We start from the raw sequence: 21,179 nt of genomic DNA, 5'->3' as shown, positions 1-21,179 counted from the left end.
GTCGATCCGGCACGCCCGCGGCGAAGGCAGCCATGCGCCCGCGTTCATGGACAATTAGCGGCCAGCCTCTATTTTCTGCCCGCCCTGCCGGGCTTTGAAAAGGGTGGGTTGTCACGGACATGGTCGACATTCTGGCCGCACCGCAGCAAGCGAAGGCCGACAGCGCGCTGCGCACGCTGACGGGGATTTCGGTCGCCCATTGGGTCAGCCATTTCCATATCTTCGTGCTGCCGATGCTGTTCCCGTTCCTGAAGCAGCAGCTCGGCGTCGGCTATGTCGAGCTCGGTTTCGCACTGACGGTGTTTGCGGTGGTCTCCGGCCTGACCCAGGCGCCGATCGGCTACCTCGCCGACCACATCGGCGCGCGCAAGATCCTGCTGATCGGGCTCACCGTCGGTGGCTGTGCGCTGATCGGGCTCGGCCTGCATTTGAGCTATACCTCGCTGATCGTCTGCGCCGTGCTGCTCGGCCTCGCCAACAGCGTCTACCATCCGGCCGATTACGCGATCCTCTCGGCCCATATGGACGAGGCGCGGATGGGCCGCGCCTTCTCGATCCACACCTTTGCCGGCTTCCTCGGCGGCGCGGTGGCGCCTGCGATCATGGCAGCGCTGGTCGCTTCGATCGGCGGCCTCGGCGCGCTGGTCGTCGCCGGCGCGGTCGGACCGCTGGTGGCGCTGTTCCTGATCGTGCTCGGGATTCCCGATGCCGGCGCCAACAAGAACAAGCCGAAGGACGACACCGCGCCGAAAGCCAGCGTGATCACCCCGGCGCTGATGGTGCTGACCGCCTTCTTCACGCTGCTCAGCCTGTCGACCTCGGGCATCAACAATTTCGGCGTGGTCGCGCTGATGGGGGGCTACGGCGCGTCGTTCTCGACCGCCAACATCGCGCTCACCGCGTTCCTCGGCGCCAGCGCCGCGGGCGTGCTCGCCGGCGGGTATCTCGCCGACTGGACCCATCGCCACAGCCAGCTCGCCGCGGCCTGCTTCGCGGTCAATGCCGCGCTGGTGCTGCTGATCGCGCTGCTGAACCTGCCGCCGGTGGCACTCACGCTCGCGATGGGGCTTGCCGGCTTCCTCGGCGGCGTGATCGCGCCGTCGCGCGACATGATGGTGCGCAACGCGGCGCCTCCCGGCGCCGCCGGCCGCGCCTTCGGCATCGTCTCCACCGGCTTCAACTTCGGCGGCATCGTCAGCCCGCTATTGTTCGGCTGGATCATGGACCAGCACATGCCGCATTGGGTGTTCGGCGCGTCCGTGTGCTTCATGGTGCTGACCGTGCTGCTCGCGCTGGTCACCGAGCGCAAGCCGCAGGCCTCCGAGCTCGCCATCCAGGCGCAGCCCCGTTAGGCGATTGCTCCAATCGCGCAGCTGCCGTCCGCGAAAGGCCCGATTTACCGGCCCCAGAATGCGGGTGTCATCTTGAATCGTCGCCAGCTCTTGCGCAGCGCTTTCGTCACCGCGATCTGATCGCGGGCCAGCCAGCCGGCCATCGCGCCGATGCCGAGATGAAGCGCAGGCTGATCGTCCTGCGCGATGGTGTGGAGCAGCACGCGCGTACTGCCGATGTCGCACACCCGCCCGAGGCTGTTCTGTAGCCCGGCGAGCCGCTTCACGTAGCGTTTCGCCGGCGCGTGGGCGGCATAAAGCGGCAGGAAGAACTCCGCCGCATAGCGCAACTTCTTGAGGTTGATCCTCAGATTGTGCTGTGCGTGGATATCGAGCCGCCGGAATCCCGCACCCCGCTTCAAAGTCTTGCGATGCAATCGTTGCAATATCCTGTCGGCTAGCACCGGTATCGGTTGCGACAGGACGGCCAGCGCTTCGCTGTCGATCTCGTTGCGCCAGCCGCGGCGTTCCACCAAATGCCCCAGCGAAAGCAGGAAGCGGCTGCATCGGGGATCAGCCAGAACGCTTTGCAAAGTCCCGTAGCTCGACTTCTGCCGCTGCTCGACCGCCTTGCGGAGGCCGTCCAGGTCGATATCCGGAACCGCGCTGACCAGGCGGGTGATCGTCGTTCCGGCGAAGACGTCCCAGTCGCGGGCCCGGCCGAGTTGCCGCATCAGCCATTTTGCTTCGCCATTGATCGCCAGAAATGCCGGCGATGGAATGTCGCGCCGGAACAGCGCACAGATCGTCCGCAAGCGCCGCAACGCCACGCGCATCTGGTGCACGCCTTCGGGGTCCGATCCCTGCTCGGCCACCGCGTGATTTTTCAAAAGATGATGCCAGCAGGAACCCACCAACAATGCGATGACGTCGTCGACCACGAGCTCCGCGGTGATGCCCGACAATTCGGCCTTCGCGGCCGACGGCGCGACATCGAACGCGAGCGCATAGCCGCGTTCCGCCTTGCTGCGCGTGCCGATCTGCAGCGGCGCGGCGTCGAGCAACTGCGTTCCGAGATCGAACAGGACGCCGGCATTGCCGCTCTTCAGTTCAAGCTCGATCTCCGACAGCACCTCCTGGCGCGCATCGGCCTCGATCGTCCCCTCGTCGAATGCGACTTCGATCGACGCATCGGGCAGGTCGAGCTGCCGCGCGTGCCGGCGCACCTTTGTCGCAAAGACCGGCACCAGCGTATCGTTGCTCAGCGCCGCCACGGGATCGCCGACCTCGTCGGCGGGCAGTCGCGCCAGATCAGGGGCGATGCCTTCAACCGGCACCTCCCATTGGCGACGCGACAGAGGCTGCGCACCATTGGGTGCCAGCTTCAGCGTCTGGATGAAGTTCTTGCCGCTACGTCGCACGCGCAGTGACATGCCATGCTGAAACAGCAGTCGCTCCGGCGTGTCGTAGTACACCGTTTCCAGCCGGTGAAATGCGCCGCGATTGCGCGCATACTGCACGATGCAGGGTGCCTCGCGCAGCTTCTCGAGGCTTCCTTGCGGCGCAAGCAGCTTGAGTTCGATTTCCGCCTGATCGCCATGCCTCATGGCAATGGCAGTGCCCGCATCGGTCACGACCGGCCGCCGTCCGTCCAATGATAACGTCCCCGGCATGGTTTATGAAGTATTCATGACAATGACAAGGCATACCGCCGTATCGCAGCGTGCATTAGCCGCGCATTTTATCTAAATCTACGCGGTCAAGTTGTGCGTGGCTACTCCGCTAGCCAAGAGCGAAGGAATCCTGCCGCGCGACGGTGTGCGCGACGCATTCATTCCGATCGTCGCGACAGCACCTGCTTCAAGAGCGGCTCGATCCGCCTCAGGGCCTCGGCCTTCGGCATCCTGGCTGAATTCCAGAAATCGGCGGATCAGATAGCGGAATTGCGACAGCGCCTCGTCATCGGCTTGGCTCGGAACCCGCTTTCGCGCCTTATTCAGAGCCTTGGCCTGATTCAGAGCCTTGGCCTGCGATTTCGAAGGTCCCTTCAACGCTGCCATTCGACGGCTCCCGCTTGTAATTATATCGCAGTACGATATTACGCCGCGGTCCACTTCACCCGAGCCTTACGCCACCGATGAGCGTCATTTCCAGCAAATCGACCGCCCCCGCCGAAACAAGTGCCACAGCCGGCGCCAAGACCAGCAATACGATCGGCGACAAGGCCGGCCATCTTCTGAGCGACTTCACCACCGATCCGCGTGTCGTGGTGATCTCGGCGATCGCCGTGTTCGTCTCCGCCGCCGGCGTGCTGGCCGGTGCGGGACTGCTGGAATTGATCAAACTCGCCACCAACATCGCCTATTTCGGCAAGTTCAGCTTCGCCGACCTGAAATTGCAGGATTCCCCGCTTGGCCTCTGGACCGTGCTGGTGCCGGTCGCGGGCTCGCTGATCATCGGCCTGATGGCGCGCTTCGGCAGCGATAAGATCCGCGGGCACGGCATTCCGGAAGCGATCGAGGCGATCCTGCTCGGCCGTTCCCGGCTCGATCCCAAGGTGGCGATCCTCAAGCCGTTGTCGTCAGCAGTGTCGATCGGCACCGGCGGCCCGTTCGGTGCCGAAGGCCCGATCATCATGACCGGCGGCGCGATCGGCTCGTTGATTGCCCAGATGCTTCCGGTGACGGACAACGAGCGCAAGACCCTGCTGGTGGCCGGCGCCGCCGCCGGCATGACCACGGTGTTCGGAACGCCGATCGCGGCGATCATGCTCGCGGTCGAACTGTTGCTGTTCGAATGGACGCCGCGCAGCTTCATTCCCGTCACTGTCGCAGCCGTAGTGGCGGCGGTCGGGCGCACCTTCCTGCACATGCAGGCGCCGCTGTTTCCGTTCACCGGCAGCGTCGACATTTCGGTGCTGCAACTCGGCGCCTGGATGCTGATCGGAATCCTGTCCGGGCTGCTGTCGGGCGTTCTCACCCAGCTGGTCTATGGGTTTGAGGACCTGTTCCTGAAGCTGCCGATCCACTGGATGTGGTGGCCGCTGATCGGCGGCCTGGTCGTCGGCCTCGGCGGGCTGATCGAGCCGCAGGCGCTCGGCGTCGGCTATGACAACCTCGCGTCGATGCTGCAAGGCGACGTGGTGTTGAAGGCCGCGCTGCTGCTGCTCGTGGTGAAGGCCGTGATCTGGTCGGTCGCGCTCGGCTCCGGCACGTCGGGCGGCGTGCTGGCGCCGCTGCTGATCATGGGCGGCGCGATGGGAACGGCGCTGAGCGGCTATCTACCTGAAGCGAGCCCCGGCTTCTGGGCGCTGCTGGCGATGGCGGCGACGATGGGCGGCACGATGCGCTCGCCTTTGACCGCAACCTTCTTCGCGGTCGAGCTCACCGGCAACACCCATGTCCTGCTGCCGCTGATCGCGGCCTGCGGCACCGCGCATGGCGTCACGGTGCTTTTGATGCGGCGCTCGATCCTGACCGAGAAGGTGGCGCGGCGCGGCCACCATCTGGTGCGCGAGTACCGGGTCGATCCCTTCGCCCTGACGCGCGTGCGCGACGTGATGACCAAGGCGGTCGAGACCGTCGCGGACACCATGACGCTGCACGGCGCGGCAGCCTTCCTGACCAACCCGAAGACCGGTCACCCGAGCTTCCCGGTCGTCGACGCCAACCATCACGTGCTCGGGGTGATCGATCCGCCGTCGGTGCTGCGCTGGCGCCGCGCCGGCACGCACCGTACCGCGACGCTCAAGCAGTTGCTGACCGGGAGCAAGATCACCGTCGCTTATCCCGATGAATATCTCGACCGGCTCGCCGATCGCCTGATGCAGGTCAACGTCTCGCACCTGCCTGTGATCTCGCGCGAGGACCAGCGCCTCGTCGGCTATATCGGCTGGAAGGACCTGATGCGCGTGCGCGCCAAGCTGCAGGCCGAGGAGACCCAGAAGACGGCGTTCTTCGGCGCGCGGTAGCTCTGCAGCGGCTTCCCCGCGGAACAAATTTCCGCCTGGCGGCAGCGCTCGATCCCCGCTGGCAAATCGCCGCCAGCGCATCCCAGAGCTTCACCGGCGATGGTTGACAGCATCAAGGGCTCACCCATGATGCTGGATAAACAAGAACAGCCTCGGGATGAAATGCCATGACCTCGACCCCAGACCTCGTGATCCGCGGCGGCAGCATCGCCGACGGCAAGGGCGGCGACCTCTATGAAGCCGATGTCGCGATCACCGGCGGCAAGATCACCGAGGTCGGCAAGGTCACGGCAAAGGGCAAGGAAGAGATCGACGCCCGCGGCAAGCTCGTCGCGCCCGGCTTCGTCGACGTCCACACCCATTACGATGGCCAGGTGACCTGGAGCCAGGACATCACGCCGTCGTCGCAGAACGGCGTCACCACGGCGATCATGGGCAATTGCGGCGTCGGCTTCGCGCCGTGCCGGCCGAGCGACCACAATAGGCTGATCCAGCTGATGGAAGGCGTCGAGGACATTCCGGAGCCGGTGCTCTCCGCCGGCATTCCCTGGGCGTGGGAGAGTTTCCCGGACTACATGGAGTGGCTGTCGAAGCGCAGCTTCGATATGGATATCGGCGCGCAGCTGCCGCACGCGGCGCTGCGGGTCTATGTGATGGGCGAGCGCGGCGCGCGCCGCGATCCCGCAACACCCGAGGACAACAAGGCGATGGCGGCGCTCGCAGGCGATGCGGTCCGATCCGGCGCGCTGGGCTTCTCGACCTCGCGCACGCTCAATCACCGCACCTCGACCGGCGACTACACGCCGACGCTGAAAGCGGGCGAAGATGAATTGACCGCGATCGCCGGCGCGATGCACGGCGTCGGCCGCAGCGTGCTGCAATTCGTGCTCGACCAGAGCACCGTGCACGAAGACCTGCCGATGATGCTGCGGGTCGCCGAGAACACCAAATGCCCGATCTCGTTCTCCGTCGCCCAGGCCGACAAGGCGCCGCGGCGCTGGCGGCAGACCATGGACACCATCAATGAAGCCGCAGCCCGCGGCCTGTCGATCACGACCCAGATCGCGGCGCGGCCGGTCGGGCTGCTGCTCGGACTGGAATTGTCGCGCAACCCGTTCCAGACCCATCCGAGCTATCGCGAGATCGCGAGGCTGCCGCTGGCGGAGCGGCTGACGCACCTGCGCCGGCCCGAGGTGCGCGCCGCGATTCTGAGCGAGAGCGCCACGGCGACCGACGATCCGCTGTTCTTCCGGCCGAACTACGACAAGATGTATCTGCTGGGTAATCCGCCGGACTACGAGCAGCCGCCGGAGAACGCGCTCGGCCCGCAGGCCCGCCGCCAGGGCCGGCAACCGGAAGAGCTCGCCTATGACGCGATGCTGACCGACGAGGGCCGCGGCATGCTCTACGTGCCGTTCCTGAATTATGCCGATGGCAATCTCGATGCCGTGCATGAGATGCTGCGCGAACCCAGCGCCGTGCCCGGCCTGTCCGACGGTGGCGCGCATTGCGGCATCATCTGCGACGCCAGCTTCCCGACCTATCTCTTGACGCACTGGACGCGCGACCGCAGCCGCGGCGACAAGCTGTCGATCCCGTTCGTGATCGCGGCGCAGTCGCGCAAGACCGCGCTGTCGGTCGGGCTCACTGATCGCGGCGTGCTCGCGCCGGGCTTCAAAGCCGACGTCAATGTGATCGATTACGACCGGCTGCATCTGCATCCGCCGAAGGTGCATTACGACCTTCCGGTCGGCGGTCGCCGCCTGCTGCAGCAGGTCGACGGCTACGACGCAACCATCGTCTCGGGCGTCGTCACGCAGCGCGCGGGCAAGGCCACCGGCGCACGGCCGGGCAGGCTGGTCCGCGGCGCGCAGGGAATGAACTGAAGTAAAGCCGTCGCAGCAAACTCCCGCCTCTCCCCTTGGGGGAGAGGCCGGATCGCATGGAGCGGAGCGCAATGCGATCCGGGTGAGGGGTTGCGGTCTCTCGAGGGGACTGAGTTTGCGGAGGCAAACCCCTCACCCGGATTTCCCGCTGACGCGCGAAATCCGGCCTCTCCCACAAGGGGAGAGGCGAAGTGAAGCGACTTGCTAGGGGGCGCCCCGTTACGTCGGCGACATCGCGCCCTTGATCGTGCCGGCGGGCTGCGACGTGCCGGTCAACCGCGCACGCTCGGTGTTCGGCCACAGCAGCAGCAATCCGAGCAGGCCGGAGCCGACCATGATCGCAGCGTTGATGGTGAAGCCCGTCATGTAGCCCTCCATCATTGCCCCGGCATGCTGAATCACGTTGCCCATCACCTGCGGCGCCAAAATGCCCGACAGCGTGTACAGCGCGCCGTAGATCGCGATCACCGCACCACGCTGCGACACCGGCGTGAACTCGCCGAGCATCGCCGGGCAAACCACATAGATCGAGCCGCACAGGCCAGAGCCGACCACCAGCAGCGCGATCATCAGCGCGCCGGGCGCAACATGGGGCAGCGTCGCCAGAATGCAGCCGCCAACGATGAGCGGCGCCGACCCGAGCACGCCGCGCGCGCCGCGCGTGGTGAAACCGCGCGCCAGCATCAGCTGCGAAATCCAACCGGTCAGGATCACGACAACCGCGCCAAAGACCCAGGGCAGGATCGAGATGAAATTGGCCTCCTTCTGCGTAAAGCCCAAGCCCTCGATGATGAAGGATGTGAACCAGGTCAGTCCGAGCGACAACGCCCAATAGGCGCCGAAGGTCGCGGCAACGCAGCCGATGAAGGTGCGCGACGTCAAAAGCCTCCAGTAGGAAATCCGTTGCTCATCGGCGACAACAGCCGCCGTCGACGCCAGTGGCCCTTCCTTGCCGAACGCAAACCAGGCGACGGCCCAGAGCAGGCTGACGACACCGAGCACACCGAAGGCAAGATGCCAGCTGTAGGTGTTGATGACCCAGCCCAGCGCGGGCATCGTCAGGATCACGCCAAATGCCGATCCTTGCGACAAGATCGCGGTCGGCAGCGTGCGCTTCTCGTCCGGGAACCATTTGTAGATCGCATGAATGGCAACCGCCGCCGCCGGTCCTTCGCCGGCACCGAGGATGATGCGACAGACCATCAGCGTCGTGAAGTCGACAGGGCCGACCATCGGAAACTGCGTCACCGCCCAGATCAGCGCCAGGATCAGCAATATCCAACGCGTCGACGCGCGATTGGCGACGAAGCCGATCACGATCGCCGAGATCGAGAACAGATAGAAGAACGACGATCCGAGGGTGCCGAACTGCTCCGGAGTGAGGCCCAGATCCTTCTTGATCGGCACGCCGGCCAGCCCGACCACGATCTTGTCGGCAAAGTTCACCACCATGAACAGGAATAGAAGGAAGGTGATCTGCCAGGCGCCTTTGGGCGTCCTCGTTGACATCCCCTTGGACGTCGGCTGCGTCATCATGTCTGGCTCCCCGTCGTTTCGTTTTTTGGCTTCGTAAGATCGGCCCCGTCAGGCGATGCTAGCCACGCCTCGCCACGCAACGCAACACCGCATTTCCTCGGGTTCTGTGGCCGGCGCGACACGATGCCGGGCAAGCACGCCCGATCACGTTCGCGTCGTCGCGGCCAGTGAAGCGGTGATCTGTCACGGGCCGGCTGCTATGCTCGGGCTAACGACGAGCCGAGGTTATCGAAGGTTGGGTTATTTCATGAACAGATCGATCCTTCGCGCGGCCGCCTGCGCCGCGCTTATGTCCGCCACGCTGCTCGCGGTGCCTTCCGTCCGCGCCGAGGACGCCGCCGGTCCCGACTATGCGGCGATCGTCGCCGCGCCCGATCGCAGCGATGCGGATCGCCAGGTCGACCTACGCCGCCAGCCGGCCAAGATGCTGGCCTTTGCCGGCGTCAAGCCGGGCATGAGCATCCTCGACATGGCCGCGAGCGCCGGCTACAGCACCGAGCTGTTGGCGCGCACCGTCGCCCCGTCGGGCAAGGTCTACGCGCAGGACTCGGCCACCGTGCTCGAGCGCTTCGTCAAGGACAAGTTCGACACCCGCGCCAAGTCGCCGGCGATGAAGAACGTCGTCCATGTCGTGCGCGACTACGACGATCCGATCCCGCCCGAGGTCAGCAACCTCGACATGATCACCTTCTTCTTTTTCTATCACGACATCAGCTATCTGCCGGTCGACCGCGCCGCGATGAACAAGAAGATGTTCGCCGCGCTGAAGCCGGGCGGCTACCTGATCATCGCGGACCACTCGGCCAAGGCGGGCGACGGCACCAGCGTCGCCAAAACGCTGCACCGGATCGAGGAGAGCACCCTGAAACAGGAGATCGAGGCGGCCGGCTTCAAGCTGGTGGCCGAGGGCGATTTCCTGCATCATGCGGAGGACCCGAAGGACATTCCCGTCTTCAAGGCGCCGGTGCCGATCGACGAGTTCGTCCTGAAATACCAGAAGCCTTGAATGAGGCACGGCCATCGCTTCATCTGACCAGACCGCCGCGGTGCTTCGCGTCACCGGCCTGACCAAGAGTTACCGCACTGCCGGTGAAGACGTCGCGGTGCTGCGCGGCGTCGACCTTGCCGTTGCAACCGGCGAGAGCGTGGCGCTGACCGGCGAATCCGGTAGCGGCAAGAGCACGCTGCTGCACCTGATCGCAGGGCTCGATGCCGCCGACAGCGGCGAGATCAGGCTTGCCGATATCACGGTCTCCGCCCTCGACGACGCCGGGCGCGCCGAGCTGCGCCGCGACCGGCTCGGCCTCGTGTTCCAGCAGTTCAACCTGATCCCGAGTCTCTCGGTCGCGGACAATCTCGTGTTCCAGTCGCGCATCGCCGGCCGGCATGATGCCGCCTGGCATGACGAGCTGGTCGAGCGCCTTGGGCTGAAGCAGCTGTTGAAGCGCTATCCCGAGCAATTGTCCGGCGGCCAGCAGCAGCGCGTCGCGATCGGCCGCGCGCTGGCACCGAAGCCGCTGCTGCTGCTCGCCGACGAGCCGACCGGCAATCTCGACGAGGATACCGCGGACGAGGTGCTGCGGCTCGCCCGCGATCTGGTGACACGCACCGGCTGCGGCTTCCTGATGGTCACCCACAGCGCGCGGCTGGCCGCGACGCTCGATCGTCAGGTCAACCTGCATGCTGGAGTGATTGCGTGAGGCGCCCATTATGGATCCTAGCCGTGCTGCTCAGCCATTGGCGGCGGCATCCGATGCAGCTTGCGACGCTGCTGATCGGATTGATCTCGGCGACCGCGCTGTGGAGCGGCGTGCAGGCGCTGAACCAGCAGGCCCGCATCGCCTATGACCGCGCGGCCGCGACCTTCGGCGGCTCGCGCACCGCGATGCTGACCGCGAAGGACAGCGCGACCTTGCCGCAACAACTGTTCGTCGATCTGCGCCGCGCCGGCTGGCCGGTGTCGCCGATGCTGGAGGGGCGCGTTCAGATCGACGGGCGCAGCTTCCGTCTGCTCGGCGTCGAGCCGGTGACGCTGCCGTCCGAGGTTGGCAACGCGCCGGCGGTCGGGCGCGGCAGCCTGCAATCCTTCGTCACGCCGCCAGGTGAAATGCTGGCGGCGCCTGAGACGTTGCGGGATCTCGGCCTCAAGGAAGGCGAACGGCCGCAGGCCAACGGCATCACCTTGCCGCCGCTGCGCGTGCAAGCCGAGCTTGCGCCCGGCGCGCTCATCGTCGACATCGGCATCGCGCAGGACATTTTGAAGATGCCCGGCCAGGTGTCGCGTCTGCTGGTCGGCAAGTCCAAAGCACCACGTGCAGCGCTGGAAAGCGTCGCAGGTGAAAAGCTCCGCCTGGTCGAGCCGAGTGCCGAGAGCGATCTCGAACGCTTGACCGACAGCTTCCATCTCAACCTCACCGCCTTCGGCCTGCTGTCGTTCTTCGTCGGGCTGTTCATCGTCAACTCCGCGATCGGGCTCGCCTTCGAGCAGCGGCTGCCGATGCTGCGGACGCTGCGCGCCTGCGGCGTCTCGGCGCGGATGCTCAACACCGTGCTTGTCATCGAGCTGGTGTCGCTGGCGCTGGTCGCCGGCCTGATTGGTCTCGTCTGCGGCTACTTCATCGCGGCGGCGTTGCTGCCCGATGTCGCGGCCTCGCTGCGCGGGCTCTATGGCGCGCAGATTCCCGGGCAGCTTTCGCTCAAGCCCGTGTGGTGGCTTGTCGGCATCGCGATCAGCATCCTGGGCGCGCTCGCCGCGGCGGCCGCGAGCCTCGCCAAGGCGATCCGGATGCCGGTGCTGGCGACGGCGCAGCCGCAGGCCTGGCAGCAGGCGCAGCGGCGCTGGCTGATGTTTCAGAGCGCCGCGGCACTCGCGGTGTTCGCGGTCGCCGCGGCTCTCATCCAGTTCGGCGATTCCCTGATCGCGGGCTTCGCCGTGCTGGCCGCGCTGATGCTCGGCGCGGCATTGATCCTGCCGATGGTGCTGCAGATCGCGCTCGCGCTCGGCCAGCGCAGCGCGCGGCAACCGGTCGGCATCTGGTTCTGGGCCGACAGCCGCCAGCAGCTGTCAGGCCTGTCGCTGGCGCTGATGGCGCTGCTGCTCGCGCTCGCCGTCAATGTCGGCGTCAGCACCATGGTGGAAAGTTTCAGCCGCACCTTCCTGGTCTGGCTCGACGGCCGTCTCGCCGCCGACGTCTATGTCAGCGCCGCGAGCGATCAGCAGGCGAAGGAGATCAAGGCCTGGCTGCGCGATAGGCCGGAGGTTCAGGCCATCCTGCCGGGCGGCCGCGCCGACACCCAGCTTGGCGGCGCGCCGATCGAGGTGCTCGGCCTGCCCGACCACACGACCTATCGCGACAATTGGCCGTTGCTCGAAAGCACCGCGAATGCCTGGGTGCGCTTGCGTCCCGGCGACACGTGTCTGGTCAGCGAGCAGCTGTCGCGGCGGATGAAGCTCGCGATTGGCGATCATATCGAGGTACCCGCCCCCGGCGGCAACTGGCCGCTCGAGATCGTCGGCATCTATGCCGATTACGGCAACCCCAAGGGCCAGATCGCGGTCAACTTCGCCGCACTGACGCGGCGCTTCCCGGACGTGCCGCAGACCCGGCTGGGGCTCCGCGTCGCGCCCGATCACATCGCGCCGCTGATCACGGCGTTGCAGGAGAAGTTCGGTCTCGACGACCGCAACGTTGCCGACCAGGCGACGGTGAAGCGGGAATCCAAGCGGGTGTTCAACCGCACCTTCTCGGTGACGGCGGCGCTCAACGCCTTCACGCTCGGCGTCGCCGGCGTCGCGCTCCTGACCAGCCTGCTCACGCTGGCCAATTCGCGGCTGCCGCAACTGGCGCCGCTGTGGGCGATCGGCCTGACGCGGCGGCGGCTCGCGGCGCTCGAGCTATTGAAGACCATGGCGGTTGCATTGATCACCGCGCTGTTCGCACTGCCGCTCGGCCTTCTGGTCGCGTGGTGCCTGCTTGCTATCGTCAATGTGAAGGCGTTCGGCTGGCGGCTGCCGTTCCAAGTCTTCCCGCTGCAGCTGATCGAGCTGCTCGCAGTGGCGATGGCGGCGGCGCTCTGTGCGGCGGCGCTGCCGGTCGCTAGACTGGCGCGCATGCAGCCGGCCACCCTGATCCGGACCTTCGTCAATGAGCGCTAGCAGCACGATCACCCGCCGCGCCTTTGCTGGCGGCGCGCTGGCGCTGGCGCTCGGCGGCAAGGGTCTCGCGCAGGGCTTTGCCGGGCTCGGCGAGAATGCCGAGGGTTTTGCCGCCGTCACGCCGGGCAAGCCGTTCGTATTCCCCGTCGATCACGGCCCGCATCCGGAGTTCCGGATCGAGTGGTGGTACGTGACGGCAAACCTGTCCGATGCCAGCGGCGCGGCCTATGGCGCGCAATGGACGCTGTTCCGCCAGGCGACGAAGCCAGGCGGACCGGCCGAGGGCTGGGCCAACCAGCAGGTCTGGATGGGCCATGCCGCCGTGACCAGCGCCACCACGCATCGCTTCAGCGAGACCTTTGCGCGCGGCGGCGTCGGGCAGGCCGGTGTCGAAGCCACGCCGTTCCGTGCCTGGATCGACGCCTGGGAGATGCATGGGATCGACCCATTCGATGCGCAGCGCGTCGCGCCGCTCGAACTGAAGGCCTCGGCTGCCGACTTCGGCACCGCGCTCCGCCTCAACGCCAATCGCCCGCTGGTGCTGCAAGGCGACCATGGCTACAGCCGCAAGTCGGATCGCGGACAGGCGTCCTATTATTACAGCCAGCCGTTCTACACGGTGTCCGGCCGCATCGAGATCGACGACCGATCGGTCGACGTCACGGGCACGGCCTGGATGGATCGCGAATGGAGCAGCCAGCCATTGGCGGCGGATCAAACCGGCTGGGACTGGTTCTCGCTGCATCTGCCCGGCGACGAGAAGCTGATGCTGTACCGGCTGCGCCAGAAGGACGGCCGCGACAACCTGTTCGGCAACTGGTTCACGCCGGACGGCCGCTCGGCCGAGATCGCTGGCCCCGGCAACAGCATCACGCCGGTTGCGACCACCGAGATCGACGGCCGCAAGCTGCCGACGTCGTGGCGCGTGACCCTTCCGGCGCGCGGCCTTGCCATCGAGACTACGCCGCTCAATCCGAAGGCCTGGATGGGAACCAGCTTCCCCTATTGGGAAGGCCCGATCCGCTTCTCGGGCAGCCACGCCGGAATCGGCTATCTTGAGATGACCGGGTACTAGAGCATGATCCGGAAAAGTGCGGAGCGGTTTTCCGAAAAGATCATGCTCTAACAAGAAGCCCAAACGTCGACGGAAGATCGGCGCCGCCCAAAATGACCCTGCCTGTCACACCGGTCGTCGCTGCCGCGTCACGAGGTCGGGGCCAACAGAACCAGAGGACACGCCTGACATGTACCACTACACGGCCATCGTCACCTGCCTTGCGGTCGCATTCTATTTCTTCACCACGACACAGGTCGCGCACGCGCGCGCCGCCTATGGCGTCAAGCTGCCGGCGATCTCGGGCCATCCGGACTTCGAGCGCATCTTCCGCATCCAGATGAACACGCTGGAATGGATGCCGATCTTCCTGCCGTCGCTCTGGCTGTTCGCGATCTATATCGGCGACGCCACGGCTGCCGCGATCGGCGCGATCTGGGTGATCGGCCGCATCGTCTACTTCATCGGCTATCGCGAGGCGGTGGCAAAGCGCAGCCGCGGATTTGGCATCCAGGCGATGGCCGCGATCATTCTATGGGTCGGCGCGCTCGGCGGCGCGGTGTGGCGGCTGGTGCATTGAGGGCGTGATCGCGCCACACCCTCCGCTGTCGTCCCGGCGAAGGCCGGGACGACAGCGATATTTGTTGCCCCAGCTACGCCTCACTTGGTCAGCGGGCACCCGCTTTCCTTGGCGGTGAAGAACGCCTTGTCGCCGGGCACCACGGCGATCTGCTTGTAATAGTCCCACGGCTTCTTCGACTCCGAGGGCTTCTTGACCTCGAACAGATAGAGGTCATGCACCATGCGGCCGTTGGCGAGCACCTTGCCCTTGGCAAAGGCGTCGTCGACCGGCAGCTCCTTCAGCTTGGCGGCGACCGCCTCGCTGTCCTTGGTGCCAGCGGCCTTCACCGCCTTCAAATAGCTCAGCGTCGCCGAATAGGTGCCGGCATGGATCATGCTCGGCATCCGGCTGGTGCGCTTGAAGAAGCGCTCGCTGAAGGCGCGCGAGGCATCGTCGTGGTCCCAGTAGAAGCCCTCGGTGAGCACCAGACCCTGCGCCGCCTCGAGCCCGAGACCGTGCACCTCCGACAGCGTCATCAGCAGGCCGGCGAGCTTCTGGCCGCCGCGCACGATGCCAAACTCAGCCGCCTGCTTGATCGAGTTGGTGGTGTCGAGGCCGGCATTGGCAAGTCCGATGATCTTGGCCTTCGAGCTCTGCGCCTGCAGCAGGAAGGACGAGAAGTCCGACGAGTTGAGCGGCACGCGGACCGAGCCGACTACCTTGCCACCCTTCGAGGCAACGATGTCGCTGGTGTCCTTTTCCAGCGCGTAGCCGAAGGCATAGTCGGCGGTCAGGAAGAACCAGGTGTTGCCGCCCGCTTCCGTCAGCGCCCCGCCGGTACCGACCGCGAGCGCGCGGGTGTCATAGGCCCAGTGGAAGCTATAGGGCGTGCAGGCATCGCCTGAAATGCGCGAGGTCGCCGCGCCGACCACGATATCGATCTTCTTCTTTTCCTTGGACAGTTCCTGCACCGCGAGCGCGACCGACGACGTGGTGAGCTCGGTGATCATGTCGACGTTCTCGACCTCGTACCAGCGCCGCGCGATCGCGGTTGCGAGGTCGGGCTTGTTCTGATGGTCGGCGGTGACGATCTCGATCTTCTGGCCCAGCACCTCGCCGCCGAAATCCTCAACTGCCATCCGTGCGGCCTCGAGCGAATACTTTCCGCCGTAGTCGGCGTATACGCCCGACTGGTCGTTCAGGATGCCGATCTTGACACCCTGGGCCATCGCCGGCGCCGCCAGCATCAGGCTGCACGCCGCAACCGCAGCCAAAAATCCCGACTTCATTGTTGTGCTCTCCCAGCAGTCTCTATCAGGAAAAATCGGCGCGACATTATTTTATAACCTAGCTGCTGCCCATCTCTTTCCGCTCAGCCAAAAGTATGGGCTCTGTCCACGCACGCCCACAGTTTCCCCGTCACCCTGAGGTGCGAGCGGCGCGAGCCTCGAAGGCCCGGCCGCTGGCCGTGCATCCTTCGAGACGCCTGCTTCGCAGGCTCCTCCAGCGACAAAGGCGAGGCCTTTGCGCGGGGATGACGGGCAAGGACCTTGCTTCCGCGGAATGCCGAATGCCGCCCGTTACCCCGCCACGGTCGCCGCTGGTTCCTTCGGCTTGCCCTCGTTCTTTCCTTCCGCGAGGTTGCGCACCACCATGTAGAAGATCGGCGTGAAGACGAGGCCGAACAGGGTGACGCCGAGCATGCCGAAGAACACCGCGACACCGACCGCCTGCCGCATCTCCGAGCCCGAGCCGGTCGACACCACCAGCGGCAGCACGCCGAGGATGAAGGCGAACGACGTCATCAGGATCGGCCGCAGGCGCAGCCGGCAGGCCTCGATCACCGCCTCCAGCCGCGGCCGGCCCTCGAGCTCGATATCGCGCGCGAACTCGACGATCAGGATCGCGTTCTTGGCGGCAAGGCCCACCAGCACCACGAAGCCGATCTGGGTCAGGATGTTGACGTCCTGGCCCATGATGCGCACGCCGATGGTGGCCGCGAACAGGCACATCGGCACGATCAGGATCACCGCGAACGGCAAGGTCCAGCTGCCATATTGCGCGGCCAGCACCAGGTAGACGAACAGCACGCAGATCGGGAACACGTAGAGGCCGGCATTGGCGCCATTGACCTGCTGGTAGGACAGATCGGTCCATTCGAACGAGAAGCCGCTCGGCAGGGTTTCGTCGGCGATCTTCTTGATGGTGTTGAGCGCCGTCGTCGAGCTGACGCCCGACGCCGGCTCACCCTGCAGTTCGGACGCCGAGTAGAGATTGTAGCGCGCGACGCGGTCGGGGCCCGAGATGTCCTTGAAGTCGACGACGCTGCCGAGCATCACCATGTCGCCACTGGCGTTGCGGGTGCGCAGCCGCGACAGATCGGTGGTCTCCTTGCGGAACGGCAGATCGGCCTGCGCGGTGACGTGATAGGTGCGCCCGAACAGGTTGAAGTCGTTGACATAGGTCGAGCCGAAATAGGTCTCGATCGTGTCGGTGATGTTGGCGATGGGAACGCCGAGCTTCTGCGCCTTGACGCGATCGATATCGACGAACAGCTGCGGAGTGTTCGCAGAGTACGGCGAGAACACCGAGGTCAGGTTCGGCGACTTGCGCGCGGCCTGCACCAATTCGTCGGTCGCGGACGCCAGCAATTCGGGCCCGCGGCCTTGCCGGTCCTGGACGCGGATGGTGAAACCACCGCCGGTGCCGATGCCGGGCACGGCCGGCGGCGGAATGACGATGATGAAGGCGCCCTGGATCACCGACAGGCGCTTGCGCAGGTCGGCCGTGATCGCAGTCGCCGTCAGGCCCTTCTTCAGGCGCGCCTCCGGCTCGTCGAACACCGGGAACAGCGCCGCGGCATTACCCGCTTGCGTGCGTGTCGCGCCCGAGAAGCCGGCGAAGGCCGCAACGCGAACGATGCCGGGCGTATCCAGCGCGATCCGCTCGATCTCGCGGACCACGGCCGTGGTCCGCGCCAGCGACGCGGCGCCCGGCAGCTGCGCCGAGATGATGACGTAGCCGCGGTCCTGCGCCGGGATGAAGCCCTGCGAGGTGGTCGCGAGCAGCCAACCGGCGCTACCGATCAGCACGAGATAGATCGCGACCATCACCACCGTATGCCGGATCACGAAGTCGGCGACCGCCGCATAGCCGTGAGCCAGCCGGTCGAACACCCGGTTGAACAGCGCGGTGAAGCTGTCCCAGCCGCGCGCGATGATGTTCCAGCGTGCCGGCGGGCGCTTCTCCTCGTGCGGGACCAGGATCTGCGAGGCCAGCGCTGGCGACAGCGTCAGGGAGCAGAAGCAGGAGATCGCGGTCGCGACGGCGATCGTGACCGCGAATTGCTGGAAGAACTGCCCGGAGATGCCGCCGAGGAAGGCGGTCGGCACGAACACCGCGCACAGCACCAGCGCGATCGAGACCAGCGCACCGCCGACCTCCTCCATGGTCTTGAGCGCAGCCTCGCGCCTGGACATGCCATGCTCGAGATGCCGCTCGACATTCTCGACCACCACGATGGCGTCGTCGACCACGATGCCGACCGCCAGCACGAGGCCGAACAGCGTCAGATTGTTGATCGAGAAGCCGAGCGCGGCCATGACCGCGAAGGTGCCGACCAGCGACACCGGGATCGCGATGATCGGGATGATCGCAGGCCGCCAGCCCTGCAGGAACACCAGCACCACGATGACGACGAGCGCCATCGCCTCGTAGATCGTCTTGATCAGCTCATGGACCGATTGGGCGATGAATTCGGTCGGGTTGTAGCCGATGTTGTAGTCGAGCCCCTTCGGGAAACCCGCCTTCATCCGCTCCATCGTGTCGGAGATGCTCTTGGCGGTGGCGAGCGCGTTCGATCCGGGCCGCTGCGTAACCAGCAGCGCGACCGCCGACTTGCGCAGCAGGAAGCTGTTGGTGGCATAGGACAGCGCACCGAGCTCGACGCGGGCGACGTCGCGCAGCCGCACCGTGCGGCCGTCGGAGCCGGCCTTCACCACGATGTCCTCGAATTGCCTGATGTCCTTGAGGCGGCCGGTGAACACGAGGTTCGGCTGGAAGGCGCGATCGGCGATCGGCGGCTCGGCGATCTGGCCGCCCGCGATCTGCAGGTTTTGCGCCCGGATCGCAGCCAGCACCTCGGTCGAGGTCAGGCCGAGATTGGCGATCCGGTCGGGATCGAGCCACAGCCGCATCGAATAGTCGCGCGCGCCGAACATCTGGATGTCGCCGACGCCGTCGAGCCGCAACAGCTGGTCGCGGACCTGCAGCAGCGCGTAGTTGGAGATGTAGAGCTGGTCGAACGTGTCGTCGGGCGACAGCATGAACACGACCATCAGGATGTCGGGCGAGTTCTTGCGGGTGACGACGCCGTTGCGCTGGACTTCTTCGGGCAGCCGCGGCTGCGCGATCGCGACGCGGTTCTGCACCAGCACCTGGGCCTTGTCGAGGTCGGTGCCGAGCTTGAAGGTCGCGGTGATGGTGAGCTGGCCGTTCGAGGTCGCCTGGCTGTAGAGATACAGCATGTCCTCGACGCCGTTGATCTCCTGCTCGATCGGAGCGGCGACCGTGTCGGACACGGTCTGCGCCGAAGCGCCCGGATACTGCGTCGTGACGGTGACGGTCGGCGGCACGACCTGCGGATATTCCGAGACCGGCAGCGTCGGATAGGCGATCGCGCCGACGATCAGCAGCACGATCGACAGCACCATCGCGAGGATGGGCTGGTTGATGGAAAGCCTGCCGAGATTCATGGCTTGGCACCTGCCGCGGGCTTGGTGTCTGCCGCCGGCTTGGTATCCGCCGGAGCCTGGGCCATCTTCGGCGTCACCTTGGCGCCGACACGGGCGCGTTGCAGCCCGTCGACGATCACATGATCCTCCGGCTTGAGGCCTTCGCGGATCACGCGCAGGCCCTCATCCAGCGGCCCGAGCGTAACGGCTCTTGCTTCCACCGTGTTGTCGTCCTTGACCACGAACACGATCTTGCGCGACTGGTCGGTGGCAACAGCGGTATCCGGGATCAGCAGCGCCTCATAGGGCGAGGAGCCGATCAGACGGACGCGGCCGAACTGGCCGGGCAGGATCGAGAGATCCTTGTTCGGAATGATCGCGCGGCTGCGCAGCGTCGCGGTGGAGACGTCGAGGCGGTTGTCGAGGAAGTCCATCTTGCCCTCATGCGAGGGCTTGGTCTCGCCGGTCAGCGTCACCTGCACCGGGTTCGCCGTGTCGCGCGAGCTCGGCCGCCGGCCTTCGAACCACAGCTTGCTGTTGCGCTGATAGGTCGCCTCGTCGACGTCGAAATAGATGTAGATCGGATCGAGCGACACGATCGAGGTCAGCAGCGTCGCGCCACCCTCGCTGCCCTGCACCAGATTGCCCGGGGTCACCAGATGCCGACTGACGCGGCCGGTGATCGGCGCCAGCACATGGGTGAACTCGACGTTGAGCTGCGCGGCCTTCAGCGTGCCCTCGGCCTGCGTCTCGGCGGCGCGAGCCGCCTGCAGCGCCTGGCGGCGCTGGTCGACGACCTGCTCCGAGACCGCGCTGGTCTGCACCAGATTGAGCCCGCGCTCGAGATCGCGCTTGGCAAGCTCGCCCTTGGCGCGCGCGTCGGCGAGCTGACCTTCGGCCTGCAGCACGACCGCCTCGAACGGCCGCGGGTCGATGACGTAGAGCAGATCGCCGGCATGGACGATCGCGCCATCCTTGAACTCGACACTGTTGACGAAGCCGCCGACGCGGGCGCGGACCTGGACTTCCTCGATCGCCTCGAAGCGGCCGGTGAATTCGTCCCAATCGGTGACGGTGCGCTTGACCGGCTGAGCGACGGTGACTGGCGGCGCCGGCGGCGCGGCCTGTGATTGCGCGCTCTTGTTGTCGCAGCCGCCGAGCGTCAGCGCGGCAAGCAAGCCGATCGGCGCGAGGCCGAGCCAGCGGGCCCTGACCAATCCTTGGCGGCGAAGCGAATGACGCTCGACGCCGCTCACCGGAACCGGACGCCCCGTTCTGTCAATCGAACTCAATTCCCTCTCCCCCAAAAGACCACGAAGCACGCCGACCAAAGCAGGGCTACGAAAGTCGCAACCAAATTGCGGTGATTCAACACGGATGGACCACCGCAATGTCGCGGCAGCGGACGTCACAGATGTAGCCGCACCCCAGTCTGTTCAAGATGGGCGCCGGATCAAGCAAATAGTTGCGTAGTCTGAAAGCCTTACGACGCGCTCGCGAAACCGTGACGACGAAAAGGGGCAGTTTGGCTGGCCTATCGAAGGCAATAGATCACAGACGGATCGTCCCGAATCAATCACAGCGCGAACTCGCTTCACGGAAGCGTCACACTGCCTCGGGTTCGACTTTTGGCGTAACAACCTCGGCGCGCAAACGCCAGGACCGGCCAGGTTCCACCACTCTACCTCTCGCTGCATGACGAAATCATCGTTAACGGCGCGGTTGTCATCCGGGCACACATTGACACCCGGAAATATCGCCAATACGGTCATGGTTGCCAAAGCATGAATTTTGTTGGCCGGCCGCATTTTTCTCGAACATTCATTGTGTTTGTCGCGGCGCGAGTATGTGAAGGCGACTACGTAAATGGCAAGCGCATTTGACCTTGCTGCAGCCACGGCTCCGCGGACATCGCGGTCTTCTCGAATTGCAGGCGACTCGGCGCGATCGC

The 21,179-nt window shown here is 65.7% G+C and carries 14 protein-coding genes; 8 read left to right on the top strand and 6 right to left on the bottom strand.

The genetic code is table 11. The features are described from left to right. The first annotated feature begins 119 nt into the window (after nt 1-119). A complete protein-coding gene (locus tag XH92_RS03355; RefSeq protein ID WP_194457964.1) occupies nt 120-1,352 on the top strand; it encodes an MFS transporter in 1,233 nt (410 codons plus the stop codon). A gap of 44 nt (nt 1,353-1,396) precedes the next feature. On the opposite strand, the gene XH92_RS03350 is transcribed toward XH92_RS03355, so the two are convergent. Both XH92_RS03350 and XH92_RS42890 read right to left on the bottom strand, forming a co-directional pair. Further along, nucleotides 1,397-2,965, bottom strand: a complete 1,569-nt coding sequence (locus XH92_RS03350) for a CYTH and CHAD domain-containing protein (RefSeq protein ID WP_194457963.1) — start codon at nt 2,963-2,965, stop codon at nt 1,397-1,399. A 117-nt stretch (nt 2,966-3,082) separates the two neighbouring features. After that, nucleotides 3,083-3,391: a hypothetical protein gene (locus XH92_RS42890; protein WP_246788207.1), complete on the bottom strand. Its 309-nt coding sequence runs from the start codon at nt 3,389-3,391 to the stop codon at nt 3,083-3,085. A gap of 77 nt (nt 3,392-3,468) precedes the next feature. Here XH92_RS42890 and XH92_RS03340 point away from each other — a divergent pair, with 77 nt between their 5' ends. Further along, entirely contained in the window at nt 3,469-5,301 is a 1,833-nt protein-coding gene (locus tag XH92_RS03340) for a chloride channel protein (protein ID WP_246788205.1), read from the top strand. 167 nt (nt 5,302-5,468) lie between these two features. Beyond that, nucleotides 5,469-7,187, top strand: coding sequence for an amidohydrolase family protein (locus tag XH92_RS03335; RefSeq protein WP_194457962.1), 1,719 nt, complete (start codon nt 5,469-5,471; stop codon nt 7,185-7,187). 219 nt (nt 7,188-7,406) lie between these two features. Here XH92_RS03335 and XH92_RS03330 read toward each other — a convergent pair whose 3' ends face one another. Further along, nucleotides 7,407-8,723 (bottom strand): MFS transporter, encoded by a 1,317-nt coding sequence (locus XH92_RS03330; RefSeq protein WP_194457961.1) that lies wholly within the window; start codon nt 8,721-8,723, stop codon nt 7,407-7,409. Nucleotides 8,724-8,970: 247 nt separating this feature from the next. On the opposite strand from XH92_RS03330, the gene XH92_RS03325 reads away from it, so the two are divergent. From XH92_RS03325 to XH92_RS03305, 5 genes are all read left to right on the top strand, one after another. Beyond that, nucleotides 8,971-9,729 carry a class I SAM-dependent methyltransferase gene (locus XH92_RS03325; RefSeq protein ID WP_194457960.1) on the top strand — a complete coding sequence of 253 codons (759 nt, stop codon included), beginning with the start codon at nt 8,971-8,973 and terminating at the stop codon, nt 9,727-9,729. Nucleotides 9,730-9,769: 40 nt separating this feature from the next. After that, entirely contained in the window at nt 9,770-10,423 is a 654-nt protein-coding gene (locus tag XH92_RS03320) for an ABC transporter ATP-binding protein (protein ID WP_194457959.1), read from the top strand. Further along, nucleotides 10,420-12,879 carry an ABC transporter permease gene (locus XH92_RS03315; protein WP_194457958.1) on the top strand — a complete coding sequence of 820 codons (2,460 nt, stop codon included), beginning with the start codon at nt 10,420-10,422 and terminating at the stop codon, nt 12,877-12,879. Before XH92_RS03320 ends, XH92_RS03315 begins: the two co-directional genes overlap by 4 nt. Further along, entirely contained in the window at nt 12,869-13,954 is a 1,086-nt protein-coding gene (locus XH92_RS03310; RefSeq protein ID WP_194457957.1) for a lipocalin-like domain-containing protein, read from the top strand. The genes XH92_RS03315 and XH92_RS03310 overlap by 11 nt, the downstream gene beginning before the upstream one ends. A gap of 169 nt (nt 13,955-14,123) precedes the next feature. Continuing rightward, the gene (locus XH92_RS03305; RefSeq protein WP_194457956.1) at nt 14,124-14,513 is read left to right on the top strand and encodes an MAPEG family protein; all 390 of its coding nucleotides are present in this window, start codon (nt 14,124-14,126) and stop codon (nt 14,511-14,513) included. An 80-nt stretch (nt 14,514-14,593) separates the two neighbouring features. Here the strand turns inward: XH92_RS03305 and XH92_RS03300 are convergent, their stop codons facing one another. The 3 genes from XH92_RS03300 to XH92_RS03290 form a co-directional block, all read right to left on the bottom strand. Continuing rightward, nucleotides 14,594-15,784 carry an ABC transporter substrate-binding protein gene (locus tag XH92_RS03300; RefSeq protein ID WP_194457955.1) on the bottom strand — a complete coding sequence of 397 codons (1,191 nt, stop codon included), beginning with the start codon at nt 15,782-15,784 and terminating at the stop codon, nt 14,594-14,596. A gap of 291 nt (nt 15,785-16,075) precedes the next feature. Beyond that, nucleotides 16,076-19,249 (bottom strand): efflux RND transporter permease subunit, encoded by a 3,174-nt coding sequence (locus XH92_RS03295; protein ID WP_194457954.1) that lies wholly within the window; start codon nt 19,247-19,249, stop codon nt 16,076-16,078. Continuing rightward, on the bottom strand, nt 19,246-20,445 hold the full coding sequence (locus tag XH92_RS03290; RefSeq protein ID WP_371818125.1) for an efflux RND transporter periplasmic adaptor subunit: 1,200 nt from the start codon (nt 20,443-20,445) through the stop codon (nt 19,246-19,248). Before XH92_RS03290 ends, XH92_RS03295 begins: the two co-directional genes overlap by 4 nt. Between the last annotated feature and the right edge of the window lie 734 nt (nt 20,446-21,179).

Origin of the sequence: Bradyrhizobium sp. CCBAU 53421 (assembly GCF_015291625.1) — a bacterium.
Lineage (GTDB): Bacteria > Pseudomonadota > Alphaproteobacteria > Rhizobiales > Xanthobacteraceae > Bradyrhizobium.
The sequence above is the reverse complement of the archived record's forward strand: the minus strand, read 5'-3'. Positions and strand labels throughout refer to the sequence as shown.